This is a genomic window from Candidatus Ancaeobacter aquaticus, assembly GCA_030765405.1.
GTDB lineage: Bacteria > Auribacterota > Ancaeobacteria > Ancaeobacterales > Ancaeobacteraceae > Ancaeobacter > Ancaeobacter aquaticus.
Window position 1 is genome coordinate 40,160 of record JAVCCP010000045.1, and the last position, 17,045, is coordinate 57,204.

The window sequence follows — 17,045 nt, forward strand, 5'->3', positions numbered from 1 at the left end:
CCAACTTTACATCCTTGAAAACTACATAAAAATGAGCATATTATGCTTCATTATGGCATATTTGTGGCATTTTGAAACACTTTAACTCTATAAATGGTAGCAGCTACCATTTATATTGTACTACCTTTTTGTCTCTGAATCTCGAACTCTTATCCCTGCAAAGAAATACGCAAAAAATCCCCTTGATTCTTCAAAGCTGAAAAAAGTGGGGGGGGGCTTGACAAGTGCGAATCTTTCATGTATAATTGTGTTCAACTAAATGGTTTATAGATAATTTTAACTTTTTTATGAGCAGGGGATTTATGAACAGGTATCCTGCAAGGCATAATATTATAACTAAGACAATATCACTTGTGGTATGTGTTTCTTTCATATTTACAAATATTGTTTTAGCCGCTCCTCAAAATTCTAGCAGTAAATCTTGTCTCGCTCCGCAATCAGAAGGTCAACAGAACGGATTCAATGATATTCTTGCGCAAGTTAAAGCTAAATGGAAAAAGAAAGTAAAAGCCAAGAAGATTCCGCAAGATCCTCTAGCTGTCCCCAATCCTGATTCAATCAGTGAAATGATGCCCGATCCGATAAAATTTATCATGGTTTATCTCGAACAGGATGCAATCCGCAGGGCACTTGAAATTCTTTCAAATGCGAAGAAGATGGTTCAGCCTGACCCTGCGGAGAATGTCGAACTCTACAAAGATTTATGTGCTTTAGAAGATGATATCCTGAAAACACTGCTTGTTAAAAACATGGCGCCGGAGTTTTTTAAAGAATTCCAACGGTTTGCAAAAAAATCCGTTAGCGAGATGTCCTTCAAGGAAATGAGAGAGCGTGTCACAGCCTTTAACGGTATCATCATGAATCAGTACAACAGGATACATACAAAGGCGGTTAATGAAGACCCGCGCGGGATATTTTCGCTCAATTATATTCATGATCTCTTCTACGATCCTCTGATGGATGACGATGATATCCAAAGGGATATTTTTGAAAAATATGGTGTTGTTGTAGGCGGTGATGCGGTCATCATACTGCGTGATACCAATGGTGATGTGTATATATTTGAGATTGATGCGACCGGCCATGGCGCGGAAGCGGCGCGACTCCTTGATCCTGTTATCCCGTATATCTACAGCTCATGGGAAGAGAGAGTCGAGGGCGCTGAGTTTATTAATGACGAGCTGTTTATCAATTTTAAGAAAATGTATGATGAGTTTGAAACTCTAAGAGATAATTGTGTTTTTTTAACTATGAACGCAGTGCATATCCGTGCGGAAGACGGTAAAGTGTCCCAATATAATTTTGGAGCTGATCCGGCGCTTCTTATATCTACCAAAGGTGACGTGAATAAATTTACCTCAGAGGGGATGCCTTTAGGAGTCTCTTTCGATAAGAATGTTGTTCAGAGATTAAACATGTCGATGCGTCCCGGAGAAAGAATGCTTGTGTATAGCGACGGCATCACAGAGGCGCAGACTTCAGAAATCGGTGTATATGGGGACAGTCGTTTTAAGGAGTTTATTACCGGGCACATTTCTCTCTTGCAGGGACTGCCGATAGAAAAAGCGGTTGATGAGATATTGAAAAAGATAATATCGGTAACGACATTATCCAAAGAGGAAGAGAAAACTTACAGAAAGTACATAAAGGAACGATATGAGGACTTACAGTTTTATGATAAAAGATTGCAGAACCTGATAGCCAACCAGCCAAAAGGCACTTCCAGTGATTTTAATAAGTCGATCATGAGCGATATGATCGAGTGGACGGAAGTCGAGGGAGAGGCGAAGGAGTGGGATGATTATATAGTCAATAATTTCGATCAGCTGCTTGATGGGCTTTATGAATTTGGTGCCATGATTGATAAAAAAAGAGACTTAGTGGGTAAAGACGCATTTGATAGTCTTCTCAACGATGATGAAATTTTTAATGGGTTTTTAGATGAATGCCGAAAAGAGCACAAAGAGCTGTATGAAAAATATGATTTTGATCAGTTTAAGAATTATCCGAGCATTGTCATAGCTATTTCAGACGAAAAAACAGCTGATCCGAAAGTTTTATATGAACTCATTCTTAGAAATTTTAAAAGAGTAAAGAACATCAAGAAATTGTGCAATAACAGTTATGCGGGTAATTCCGGTGAGTTGTTTATCCTTATAAAAAAACATGCAGATATGAGTTTAGCTGAACTTATAAAATTGCTTAAGGATACTCATCACGAATTTAGTAATAAGCCCGTGAGTGCAACCCAGACCGTTAACGATGATATAAGCTTGATCAGTATTCAATATCTGAAAAAACCAAAAAAACATAAGGTGGCAAAGCAGGATGTAATTATCGGCACTGTTGATATTAGTTTTACTGATAAGATGAGCCCTCCGGTTATTACGGGCACCGTGCATGTTAATATTATTGAAAACGCAATAAACCCCTGTATAAAGCAAAACGCTGTAATGAGAACAAATTTGTTGCATATTGGCGATGCAAAAATAGAAATATTTGACGGAAAAAGACTTTCGTACGTAAAGGACGGGAAGATATTTATAAATAATACCCTTTTTATGTCGAAGGAACAGATCGATCAGCTCAACGAATTACGAGAAAAAAGCGATACAGCAAAAATCGATAAACAAGAGGTTCGTGAGTTGACTTCACTTGAAAAGCGATATGATAGAATGACCTGTATGCTGCATTTTGTACTCATTTCAAATGTGTATATGATTGCGCATCCGGATATGAAACTGCGTGATGTCTATAATCTAGCGGTAAAATACTACCAGACGCTTTCACGCACAGAGCAAAATGCCATTGTTAACGGGCTCATGCCTTACAAAAAATATGACGTAAATGCTGAGGGATATCAAAACCTGTTTCGCATTGTGCAAAAGCGCGGAGTAAATACAGAAACAAAAAGAGAGCGATTTAAAATAGCGTCATATGTTGCAATTAAACAAAATCTTGAACGTATGCAAATCTTAAACAGAGACGCGGCGAAAGGAAACGCTGTCTGGTCGGAGATAAATCAAGCGCTTTCAAAGATAAGCGGAATCAAGCTGATTGATTATGATTTGGAGTCAGACGGACAAAAAATCGTAGCAATGTTATGGAATCTTATTACTGATAGCGACATATCGGTTGATGAAGAAATAAAAAAAGATATCAGTACATCACTCAAAAGAATAATGTCTGATCTTGTGACTCGAAAGCAGGAGATCAGAAAACTATATATTCAAAAATATGAGCTTTTGAAAGATCTTGAAGAAGTATCACCAGAAAGTATATCGTATTTTAGGGATTTCTTTTTCCCGGGATTGATTAATGGAGACATGAAGGTAAAAGGTCTCGTGTTTAAAAAAGATATATCACAAATATGCATCAAAAAAGGCAAGCATGAGTTTGGAACAGTTCCTTTGAAGAACATGAGGGTGTACAAGAAAGGCACAAAAGAATATATACTGATAAATATTGAAAAACAGGACCCGATCATACTTGAGGTGGATGTTGTGTTAAGAAAACTGAAAATTGTAAAATATAAAGGTGATACTGCACTCGTATTGCTTTTTCCGGAAAAAGCAATAGACATCAAACGAGCGAGATTAACGACATCTGGTATTAAGCTATCAAGATTGCGTCCAAATGATCCGGTATATTTTGTTGCTGATGGAGTTTTAAACAAAGATGGAAAATTAGTAATTGATAAAATATATCCTGGAAAAGATATTCCCCGTGTAGTACCTGATCTTGCGGATAAGAATAGAGTAGCGAAGATTAATGAGGTAATGTCACGGGCATTGGAACACTATCCATTAGGTGAAGACATAAATATCAAATTTGTGTGTGGTAATGATAGGGCGGCGTGTTCAGTAATTCGTCAGGGTGGTAACAATGTAATTGTTATTGATATTGAGGATATCCGTTTACCTAATCTACTTTATATGGATATTGAAGAAGAATTGCTTCACATGAAACTTGCAAAAATGCCGTATAATTATCAACCGCCTTTGGCAATTGAAGAAATTATGGCGGCACTCTTGAAAGTATATAGATTTAAATCCTTATCACCTGCATCACAGAAGAAGATTCTGGATGTGTCAAAAGATGAAAAGAATGATCTAGATGACCAGGAATTTTACAAAATACTCTCTTTGCCTCTTACAACAAGCCTGGATACGGTATTGGACGAAATAATTAAATATGTACGCCGTCCCGGTGTGTTTTCTCCAGAAATATCAGAATACCTTGAGGTACGATCAATAGATGATATTAAGGACGAACTTTACGGGAGAATACCCACAAAAGATGGCCGTCGTACGGACTGGTTTGCCCTTGTGTATGAAGAGTATCCACAGGAAGTTCTTAATCCTGCTGTTGTACCAGCCGTAGTACTTCCTGTTGATGAGGTGATAGGGAAGATCTATAAAACTGATCATGAGAAAATGCTCAAACATATTTATGGTAAACCCCAGTCATTGTTAGGGATAGAGAATCCATATGAAAGATACATGGACATACAAAAACGATACAAAGATATACTGTTTCACATGGATCACGCTATTCGTGTGCGTGAAACTGTAGCTTTAATGGTTTTGGAGCAACGTTTGTCTAGCGATGCTTTGCGCAATAGATTTGAACAGATGTATAGGAATACAAGCTCGTCAATTATTGCCTACAAGGCATTGATTGAAGAGTATGAAGGATTAAAAAGAGTATCTGAAAAGACTAAAGTTGATGTTATTGCTTCCTTGCTACGCGTTATGAACGATATTAAAGATTGGAATAGCTCTTTAAATCAAGATCTTAAAGAACTTAAAGCTGCTCTTCGTGAAGCGGTGACAAAAGAATATATGAGCCAAGAAGCGTTGGATAAAACTTTAAAGAAAATTGAGACTGTATGGAACAATAGTTTTAAGGGTGCACGTGAAAATGACGACTATAAGGCATTGGCATATTATAAGTTTATGTCGACAACCACAGATAATCCCATGATAAAATATGAAAGTTATAACAAAGCACGAGAATATTTTCAGAATATTGTTAAAAGTGAAAACATAATACTTCCGAATGTGCTCACACGTTTACGCCCACGATTAAGTGTATCCTTATTAAATGAAGATGGAGTATATGAAGATAAAACTATTGAGGATCTTATCAAAAGCATGTATGTGGATGGGAATGAATCACCGTTTCTTTTGAGTAAACTCAAGATGCTTCTTAACTATTATGGGCTCGATTATGTGCCGGGTATATTTCTATCTAAAATAAATGAAAGATCACCGCCTTTTCTGTATGTTATAGGCGGTATTCACAAAAAAGGTCCTAAACGTATGTATTTTGGCGAGGTGTCAAAAGGGCCGCTTGCATTATCCCGAGAGACACCAAAAGAGTTTAGTGAAATATATGACGGTGTTATTGAACCAGGGAAGATCATTATTAATAACATGCAAAAGATCAAGACTGATCCGGATGCAGAGAAGTATTTTGACATTTTTTTAGAGTTTAAGCAGTTTAACGGATATACCTTAGATGATAAGGTCATTGATTTTTATCAAGGTGCACTTGTAAGAGAACGACCCGCATATATAAAACAAGTTCCATTTGTTCCTGTAGCAGTAGATGTCAGACCGCTGGTTGAAAAGTTCCGTGAGATATTCAGCAGAATAGGTATATATGGTAAAGACGCGGATCTTGAGGAAGCATTCGCCGAGAAAGTAAAGGAATTAGTTAAAGATGCAGATTCAGTAAATCCACAAATAGATATTGATTACACAGGACTATCTGAAGATGATCTTACAACATGGTGGAGTTATATTGCTTCGAAACTTGAAGAGAATATAAAAAATCCCGGATACGATTTTGAGGATGTCAGCATAGATGATTTTTATAGACATATAAATGTCCCGATTTATAAATATGAAGCACCTTTAGCCGCATTACCGGTCCTACAGCATGATATCAATACAGAAGCACGGTACATTATGAATAAGGATGGGGATATAGAACTTGATAAAGAGTATTACGTTTCACTTGGGTCATTTCTCCCTGTATATAAAAATCAAGTAAAAATTATTAAACGTTATTTTAAAGATTTCTTTGATGCAGGCAATATTAAAGCTGTACGGGTTGTAAAAAGATTGCGTGAAGGAAAAGATGTTAGGATCACTGACGGTGAGCTGATCATCCCCATAAGCATATTTTGTAACGAACAACATGTACGGAAGTGGTTAGATTTTGTTCTTGCTCGACAAGAGGGTTTAATTGGAAATGAAAAGATAGATGATGTATTAAGTGGAGATTATGATGTATTTGTGGAGTATAAAGTAAGGCTAAACAAAGAGGGACGCTTTGAGTTAAAAATGGATTATAAAAATCAGGATAGAATAGGTGTGTTCTCATCGGTTTTTGATGAGAGAGCAAAAGAAATTACAGAATTCTTTAATAGGGAAGGATGGCCATTGGGATTACAAAAAGTACGCATTGAAAGACAATTAAAACATGGCGCTCATGTTGATAAACCGCGTGGCCTCATGGTTTTTCCTCTCGATATGCTCAAAACGAGGGAGAAATTTAAAGTCATGGGGCTTCCACACGAAAGAGATCATTTTCAGATCGATGAGGAACGTGAGATAGAAGAAGTTCTGAATATAAGCCGCGATATTCTCTACAGGATAATGCCGCTAGCTGAAACCGACAAAGATTCATACCGCGTGTTTCTTGATGAGCTTGAATCAGATGAAATAAGAGCTCAAAAAGCCGGACGTGATTATCTTCCGCGTTTAAAAAATCTTATAAAAAAGTATAGAGGCACACCTCAGGAATTTGAATATCGATATGAAAAAAGAATGATCGAACGTCAGCTAGGGAAACAAGTAGTCCCGTTTTATGCATTTTTGGAAAATGTGATAAATAAAACTGAACGTATGAAACAACAAGGTCTCAAAGAAGAAGATATACAAAAGGCGGTAATAAAAGAGGTGTATGGATATGTAGCTATGAATGAAGGTGTGTATCCATATGAAAGTCATATGTTGAAGATACGGGGATCTAAAAATGTTGTTGGTGCTGTTTTTGATGCGCTTAAAAAATATCCGCCACCGAGAACTTATGTGAAATCGGTAACAAAAGAAATAGTTCCAGTAGAGGATGTAAAGAAGATATCATGGCAGGAATATATTCCGGGTATGAGCTTCTTCAAATCGCGTATTTCTCGTTATTTAATGATAGCTGCGCTCGTTGTTGGGTTCAATATGCTTATGTCTACACCGGCATATGCCTTTGATGGCAAGACAGTTATAGCCGGGGCTGCGGAATTTGGCGCAATTGCCGGTCATTTGGTCATTTTCTATATCATATTTACGATCATACATGCACTTATACCGGGTGGTGGATTGGCATTGTCATTTATACTTAATTTGCTCATTATATTCGGCTATCGGCAGTACTCGAAATGGAAACAGATGAAGCTTGAAGAAGAACAGTATATTCAGACCGCTCCAGTGAAAAAAGGTGTACCAATTGTGAAACCAGAGATGCCTGCTTGGGTTGCAAAAAAGAAAAAATCAAATATCGTTGATAATGAGACATTCCAGAAATTCTTAAAAATAGCTGAAGAAAGAAAGAAGCAGCAGGTACAACCGAAAAAAGGAAGTAAAGGCGGAGAAATAATACGCTTCCCAGTTACCAAAGAAGAAAAACCTATTGTGCTGGATAAGGAAAAAACTGTACCACCAAAGGGGTTAAAGATGTTATCTCATTCAAATAAGACACTGATAATTCTTACCAATTCGAAGGACAAAGCCATCAGTGAGGCGGCACGTGAAGAGTTAAAGGTAAGAACCCCTGAAGACGAAGATGAAAGGGAAAAGATTGAAAAGGCATTAAAGAGAGAAGTTAAACCAGAAAAGGCAGAAATGACTGTACTGGAAGAACCTTCGGTTTGGCAGCGGATATACAGATCATTGAGCGTTTTGCCCAGAATTTTTGGTTTTTACTGGCCGCTTATATTAGGAATTAAATTATTGTCAGTTTCTCCGTTAGATGCAGCTATTATTAAGCCTGAGGGCCTATATTATGATAAAACACTAACCGATTATGAAAGTGCCGCGATTATCTTAACGGTAGCGGGCATAGTGGCTATTATTACATATATGTATAAATCTATTCATAAGAAATCGCCTCCTGTTGATGTGGCTTTTATGTCAGTATCTGATGGAGCGAAAAGTACTATTTTTGACAGAAATATGAGTAAGTTCTGGAAAGAGTTTTTTAAAAAACCTGCCGGTAAAAAAATACAAGCCAAATTGATGGATAAATATTACAAGAAGCTCAATAAAATTGCAGTTTTTAATATTGTAAGTACCGAAGAAGGCTTAAAACCAGTACTCGATGATGAATTTATGGGCGGGAAAAATGAACAATCAGAGAAAATCCTCAAAGAAAAAGGCATAACCATGCAATATGTAATAGACAATATTAGAGACATTGTCAAAATGATTGAGGTCGAACCTGCAGGAGATCAGGTAAAAAAGTTAGTGGTTATTGATGAAGATAATTACTATATCCATGCAATCAAAAACACGCAGACGATATATCTCAGAATAGAATTATTTGACAAAAAAGCACTGCTGAAGATACATTTTATTCCGCACGAGGTTTATCATATGGTGGTTGAAGGAGAAATTGCCACAGAAGAAATACTTGTGCATGCGCTTACCTTTTTACGTGATGTAAATAATTATAAAATGGGGAAAATGGATCCCCAGGCAAAGCAATTATTTGATCAAATGACAAGTGAACTTGCGCAATTAGAGGCTCCAAGAATGGAAAAAGGGAGGATTACGCAAAGTAGCATCATAAGTAAACTTATATTCAATGTTGAGGAAGAGGAGAGGCTACAACAAAGGGAAATTACAAGTGAGGAGATATTTGCTCTTGCATTGCCTCTAACCTTAGAATATTGCCGGGCAAATGAAGACCTGTTTATGTTTAGAGGGATAGCGCATTATATTTCTCAGAGGAGTGATCCGAAGCTACTGAAAGAAGTTGATGATATGTGGATGGCCCAGCGTGATAATATGCTGCGTGGAAATCGGCTTTTCAGTTTTTTGCTACCTTTTGCGTTTCTTGATTTCTTTAATTATTCGTCAGATTTAATTTATATTAGGGCTCTTATTAATCTTGGTATTATTGGTTTAGTTGTAACTGATCTACGTTTGGTGTATGAGTTAAAGAATTATTTTAATAAGATTACGGGTAGAAGAGTTGCTCTGATGCCTCCTCAACCAGTTTTAGAGCCGCCATTAGATAAGTTTGAAATAATTTTGAATTCACTAAATCTTGTTATAGGAAAGCTTGAGGACAGTAACATTCCATCCCCTGATAATCTTTTTAGTGATGGAGTGCCGTACACATCTGGATATTTTATAAATTCAAACCCGTCTGCAAAAGAAATAATGGAATATGAAAAAAGAATTAAAACTATGCTAAGAGAATATCCACGTGCATATCTGGCTTTATTGTCAATTGCCGGATTAATGACAGAGCGTGCTATAAAACAATACGGGTTTTCAAAAACAACTGATCGTGAGGTTATAGATGAGATCGGAGCGATACAATCCCAATTAAATAAAAGATTTGTGTTGAGCGAAATTCTGGATTCCTCAGGAATAAAGGGTGTCCCTGAAATTTATAAAGGTTTTATAGAAGAAAAAAATGAGATTTTAAAAGGGAAAGTAAAAGATAACATTGTAAGAGGTCTTGATATACTTGACGGGATACTTATCGGTGCAAAAAAGGATGTATCAGCCGAGCAAAAAGATGAGGCCCTAGATGCTGCATGCGCGATTAATTTTTTAAATTTATTGATTGCGCCTTCGAATATTGCAAAGACCGCTGATATCATCGAGCCGTTTTGTATTTATGAAAGTATGGTATCGCAGGAAGAAGGGTTTTCTGCATTTAATGCTCGGCCGGACAAAGTTGAAGGTGACCTTGAAGTTGTTGTTTTGCATGCGGAAAGTTTCTATAAAATGAAATATGACCGGAAGATTGACAAAGAGGTACCTGTACTGAAAGATTTGGGGAGCAGTCTATTGCTTAAAAGTCTAATGAATGGCAGGTTGACAGGAAGCACCCGTAGGTTTGTATGGGTGGCGACGACAGAAGCCGGCCATCGTATAAGGAAGCTTGCCGGCCTTCCTGATGCGGATTTACAGGTTGATCCGATGAATTTTGAAGGTGAGCTTGAAAAACTTGAAACAGATACCGAAACTGCACGGCAATTTGTTGCTTTTGTGGAACAAGAAATTGAAAGTGGCCTCAAAAAAGGCGAAGATGCGGATAAAAATCTTAGTATCACGGTTATAACCGAATCCCGTTATTACAAGAATATATGGAGTGAAGATATCAGGGATTTTCTTTTCGCGATTTTATCAGGTGAAGAGGCTATACCATCTACAGCTCTAGTAGCAGTATTTGGCGATAAGATACCTCGTGAACTTGAAGGTGTAGTGGAAGAGACTGATACAGGGATTATAATAATAGCCCCAAAACCTGAGATAAGAGATATTAACTATTTAAATGAAATAACCCGCCAAAGCGCAGAACTTGCTACAAGCGCATAAATTACATGGCTTTCCTATTGACAAAATCGTTTTCAACAGGTATACTTCAGTTAGATACAAAGGAGTGATTTATGCTTATTAAATTGAAAAGGTGTAAGTTAGTGAAGGTGATAAGTATATTAGTATTGAGTATATTCCTGTCATCAAATTATGCATATGCCGTACGAACATCACCAATATCTTCAGCATCTGAAAAAGCCCCTGATGATTCAGCTAAATCCGGTATACGACAGGTAGATGTTAAAGATATTATTGACATTAATATTCCCGCAAACTTTGGAAAAGTAGTAGAAAAGTTTAAGGGCACTTCCAATAAGGTTGTTATCCACTTCCAGGATTCACACTGCAACTTTGAGGCCCAAAAAAACTTTGCGGCACTTATTAGGAATTTCAAAACAACAAAATTCAAAGATGATTTAAAGCTCATTACCGTAGAGGGTGCAACAGGGCCGATAGATCTTTCACCGCTTGGTGTTATCAAAAACAATGATATTAAAGACATGATTTCACTGTATCTTATGCGAAACGGTTTTTTAACGGGTTCTGAATATTATGCGGTTTTTGATAAAAAACCGATGGAGATCTACGGTGTTGATAATAAAAAGCTTTATATTGAAAACTATCTTTATTTTCTTAAAACACAAGCCTATAAAGCTAAAACACAGCCCATTATGAACGAAATTGAAAAGATGCTGGCACTTTTGCGTGCCAAGATCTTTGGCCCGGAAATGCTTCATGTGTCGCGATTAACAGAAATATACAGCAGGGGAGATATGAAGCTCACCAAGTATTGCATATCACTTATGCAATTGGCAAAGAAATTCAATATATCATATATACGTTACCCGGATTATACAGCCACGGTAAGAGCTGTAAAGCTGGATGAAAAGATAGACAAAAAATTACTTAGGGTAGAACGCTCACGTTTTATTTCCGAACTTCATAAAAAATTATCTCAAAAAGGCCTTTCACAGCTGGTTAAGATGTCGCTTTTTTTCAGGACAGGAAAGATATCTGCCGCGTCATTTTATAGGTATCTGATTAAAACGGCAAAAAAAATGTCGTTTGATACATCTTCTTACAAGAATTTCATGTTATATACAAAATCAGTTAAGCTTCACAGCAAGGTATCACCCAACAAGTTGTTTTTTGAGCTTGATCAGCTGCTTGCTGATATAAAGGAAAAAGCGTTTAAAAACAGGCGTGAGAGAGATTTTGATCGACTTATAAAGAATGTTACGATAACCAAAAAACTTTTAAATCTTGAACTCACCAAAGATGACCTTACATACCTGAAAGAACATAAAAGCGAAATAAATGGCAGTAAATTTTACAGCCGAATTAATGTGCTTTTAGCGCAATATGGCCTGCTAGCAAGGCTGCCACATGACACTGCGAAACTTACCGAACACATGTCAGTTATGGAAGGTTTTTATGATGTGGCATTAAAACGTGATAAGGCCTTGGTTGAAAACACGCTTACAAAGATGAATGATAGCGGCCTTAATGCGGCCATAATGGTAACAGGCGGATTTCATTCAGACGGTATAATAAGACAGCTTAAAAGCAAGAACATCTCTTATATGGTTATTCGGCCGAGAATGACTCTGAGCTATGATCCCGATGTGTATATGTCCCGGATGATGGATGGGAAAAATCCGTTTGAAAAACTTCTTCTTACCGCACCTCTGTTTTTAAGTCCAGTGGACTGTTTTGCCGAAATGCCTTACGAAATGATAACCTATCAAATTCCAGGTTCAGATGAAGTCCAGATCATTGATCCAAAAAAGGAGATAGAGTTAGTAAAAGAAATGATAGGTGTGTTAGACACTGCGTGTGAGAGCCTTCTCGTTGAAGGCGGAAAAAGTGTTGTGTTCGGTGATCTTTTAATAAAGAAAATCAAGCAGGCAGGAAAAGATCAAGATAGTAATGTGGTAAATATTGTCTTGGAAGGAAAACAAAAACAAAAAATAATACTTTGCTTGACACGTAAGATATCGGAAAGAGAACGGCAGACGTATGTTTTGCTTAATGATTTGAAAGAAGCAGTTTCTGAAGAAGCGATACAAACATCTCAAAACGCACTTATTAAAATTATTAATGAATATATCGGTGAAGAAAAGTACGAAGATGCTACAGAAGTGTTTAAAAATATGGTTTCACGTATAGAAGAAATTACTCCGGAGATAGAAGAATACGCTCAAAACTATTTACAAACTTTGGTAGCCAAAGGGGATTTTAAAGATGCGTTAAAGGTCCTGAATAGTTTCGCTGCAGAGAGCTTCTTCAACACGTTTTTGGTTGAAGGATTGAAAGGGATGACATATTTAGATCTGGATATATCAGAAGAGAATATACTCTTTCGTACAATTACAGTATCCAAAGATTTCTCGCGAATTGCTCTTTTGGGTGTGATTGGAGAAGAAGGTGATACAACAGAATATATTAAATTTTTACGTGGACGTGAACGGAGAAAACGGAGCATGCTTGGTGATACAAGAATGGCCGTTGATAAGGCGGTAAAAGAAAACGAGGTCTATAACTTTTCTATATGTTTCATTGAAGCAGTGTTGGACCAAATTAGAGAAGATAAAACATTAAATCCAGAATTAGTAATGACAGTAATTGATAATACCAATCGTTATCTTGAGCAATTATATCCGATGGCAAATATTCAGGACAATATCGAACAGTTGTTTAGAAAACATGACCGTGTATATATGCTTAACTTTTCTACCCCTGGTGTAGGAAGGAGATCCAAATATGGGATTAAAAATTTAAATGATGAGATCTTGAAAATGCAAAACACAAATCTTTGGATTAAACTTAGGCAGGAAAAGGAGAAAGAAGCGTACGAAGATGTTATGGAAAATTACAATTTTAATAATGAAGGTAAATTTATAAGTCTTTTGTATAAGGAAGATAAATATGCTTTTGCATTTTCGGGAATGTCCGATGAAGAGGCGGATAAAGTAATAATAGAAATTGGAGATGAGGCAGTCCGGCTTTTGGAAGAGAAAATCAATAAACATTTGGCAACTGAGGAAGATGATATTTCAAAGATATACAGACAATATTGTATTGATAACGATTATGTTATAAGGGATGAAAGCGGTGAAATCACTGAATACACACTTTTATGTTCGATATTTTGTGGTATAGCAAAAGTCGAAAAAGAAGGTACAGATGGTGTTGTCGAAGCTGACGCAAAATCGACACAGGCAAGCCGTATTGCGCGCATAAACAATGAAAAACAAAAAGATGGTATGACGGCTAAATCGGTTATGTTTGACTATAAGGCAGTAAGCAAACAGTTTGAAATGTTCGATAAACTGCTTGAATATCTTAAGGGTCCTCGTGCTGTTAAGCTCGAATCAAATAAAGACGGAACATATGATATGGATGAGCGATTCGGTATATATTGCCGAAAATGGGAGGCTTTTAAAGAGTCTGATTTATGGAAAAATGAAATGGAAAAATTACCCACTACTATAGATGAAGATTTTTTTAGTGAACTGCGCCAGCATTTCAATGAAAAAGAAGAAATATTAACGCTCGAAGCGTTTAACAAAAATAAGAGGTATAATATAAGTGAAAAACTTTATGATTATTTACTTGCAAAATATTACTTTGATATAGGCGGAACAATAGATTACATAAAGACTGTCTCGTTAGAGTCAGGATTAGAAGACACGCAAAAAGTCCGGGAATGGATGGGAGAAACCCGGGAAGTGCGTGCGTTAATAAATGAAATATGGGATTTAGAACGTGATATTCAGCAATTGCAGGAAAAAGATGTTAGTGAATTATCAGCCAATAGCAGATTAGAAATATTAAAGAAGGAAATTGAAACTAAACAAAAAGATTTTAAAAAGAGACTTAAAGATAAAGATGGATTTAATAATAAGCTCTCGGAAATATATAAAACTATCAAAATCGAACCAAAATTCAGGAATATGATGAAATATTTTGAGGGTAGGGACTATGATGTGACATCGGGGATGGAATTTTTTAGGCGTTCTCTTGGGCTCAAAAATGCGCGGGTAATAGGGCTCGATATAATGAATATAGGCGGTATGAACAATAAATCAACTCAACGTGCAATGCAGAAGTTTAATGAAAAAGCTAAAAAGGAAAAATGGAGCAGCGATGAATATATTAAACATTTAGTGGATGATGTGTTGACGAAGTCAGGCGATGATGTGACAAGAGATGTAATCATGAAGAACCTTAAAACGGTGATTGAATTATTTGAGACGCGGTTAGAGGCTGCTTTTAATGAAGGAATAATAGGTAATATGTTTGATAATTTAAACGCGGAGGAACGAGCTGAACTCGGAGTAGTTAATGCTAATGAGCTATATGAGAAGCTTAAAACCGAAAACAATATTATATTGGTTGGAGGTGATGAGCTGACTTTTACTCGGTCAGGGCTCTTTTGGGATGCGGTCAATGATGAAAGTCATGGCATAGAAATACTCCAAGAAATGCAGAGATTGACCAATACCAGAGTTATCAGCACGGTTTTGGCAACATTTGAGCGTGATGATACCAGGGGTGCGGATATAGGGCAGGCAGTGGCAATGATCAAGATTGATGACGGCACCACTGTAGCAAAAAAACTGGAAGAGATGGGGTTAAAGGGATTTGTAACAGATTTTGATGCAAAAACACAAAAATGGATAGCAAAGTTTCAGGTAGGAGATAGCCATGAGGATGTTGTTATTATAAACGCTGAGGAATTGATTGCCTTTCAGGAAAGTTATCTTGCGGATATAAAGGGCCGTGTGGCAAAAAATGCTAATAAGATTGCCAAGATGCAGCGTGAAAGGAGTCCTCCAAGTGAAATTGAAATAGAGAGAATTAAAAATAAAGATTTGAAACTCATTTTAGAAGATATAACTAATGATATAATGGATACCGAGACAAAAATAGGAAACCTGCTTGATGGCCTTATTGAATATGTTAAAACCGATGGAAGCCGCCCTAAAGCAGATATTATTAAATTGGAGAAAGCGAGAGATAACCCTCGAGAAGCGTGGAACGCATTTTCTGATTCAGTTGTAAAACAGTTATTCGAGGGATCTCTTGCGGCTATACAGGTCGATGATAAAGAAAAGACGCCAAAAGCTTATACACTTGAAGATCAGAAAAGTATAGCAGATGATTTTATTAATGTTGTAAGAGAAAAAAAAGATGATGATAAAGTAGTGATTGAAGCCCTTGTAGACTCTTTTATTTATGCTGATACAAGTGAAATGTACGAGAAAAGGGAACTGGAATATTATGGTGAAGAAAACGTTAATAACGTTACTAAGATATTAGAAGTTATTGCGGCGAGTGATCCAGAGCTTTTGCGTCCAATTGTAGGTGTAGATGCTTGTGATTGGGATAATCGGCCTGGGGCAATGTTAAAACTGGAAAACATAATTAAGAATTTTCGACTTGATTTATATTATCAGCTTATCAGTACAGGGATTATAGAAAAGGGTGAAGTTGTAAACGAAGAAGATTTGATAGTTAAACTTAAGTATTTGAACGATGGGATGCAAGAAAAGATCAAAAAATGTAATTCTAATATAACAGTGTTTTTAGAAAAGATAGGTTTTGATGATGCGCAAATAGGAAAGTTTTTAAAAAGCGAAAAATTGCTCGATTTGATTACACAAGGATATCTCTCCATAAAACAAAACGGGCCTGTAAGGATAAGTATAGGACAGCTAAACGCACTTGAAAAAAGCGGGGATTTAATACTTGCACAAAAAATACTTGAAAAGATGAGTTTGCAGATGCCCATAGCATATGAAGACTATGACTATTTGGATAAAAATGTAGGAGAACAGAGAAAGTGGGCAGAAAACCAAGCTAAACAGCCAATGGTCGTTTTTGTATCAAGTGAGGGAGAAGGTGAAGGGACTGAGGTTGGGATAAATATGACCAAGGCAGTTGACGTGGCATTTAAGGAAAAAACCATTGATGTAGCCATGTTTCAGAGCAGGATATTCCTTACACAGGAAGAATATATAAAGTTTTATGAACTAGCATATCTACTTGATAACTTTTTCAATGTGACTATTACCAATGCGCAGGGAGTACAGTTTAAACTTTCTGAAAAGGATAGAGAGTTACTCGCCAAATTAGGAATAACCACAACTGAAGACAGCATAATCGTATTTCCCGAACAGAACAAAAACGCACAATTTATTAATGAATTATTTGATGCGATAACTACAGTAGAATTCCAGGCATGATCCCCCTTTGCAATGTACCGTTATGTTACAATGATGCTTCAAAATGAAGCATGTAAAAAAGTATTTTTACAATATTGTAAATATTTTGGAGGTATTTTATGAGTGATTTGCATCCCAGCCATTTTGTAAAACTTATAAGTGTCCTATATAACGTATTATATGCAAATATATAAAA

Annotated in this window: 2 protein-coding genes; both read left to right on the top strand. The window is 36.6% G+C overall.

What is annotated here, in order from left to right; all coding sequences use genetic code 11:
- Window positions 1-302 precede the first annotated feature (302 nt).
- Entirely contained in the window at window positions 303-10,619 is a 10,317-nt protein-coding gene (locus P9M13_05725; protein MDP8262785.1) for a SpoIIE family protein phosphatase, read from the top strand.
- Between the two features lie 71 nt (window positions 10,620-10,690).
- A complete protein-coding gene (locus tag P9M13_05730; protein MDP8262786.1) occupies window positions 10,691-16,870 on the top strand; it encodes a hypothetical protein in 6,180 nt (2,059 codons plus the stop codon).
- Window positions 16,871-17,045 lie beyond the last annotated feature (175 nt).

Excerpts from the sequence above, each read along its gene's own strand:
- P9M13_05725 (MDP8262785.1), top strand. The coding sequence starts at position 303 with ATGAACAGGTATCCTGCAAGGCATAATATTATAACTAAGACAATATCA.
- P9M13_05730 (MDP8262786.1), top strand. The coding sequence starts at position 10,691 with ATGCTTATTAAATTGAAAAGGTGTAAGTTAGTGAAGGTGATAAGTATA.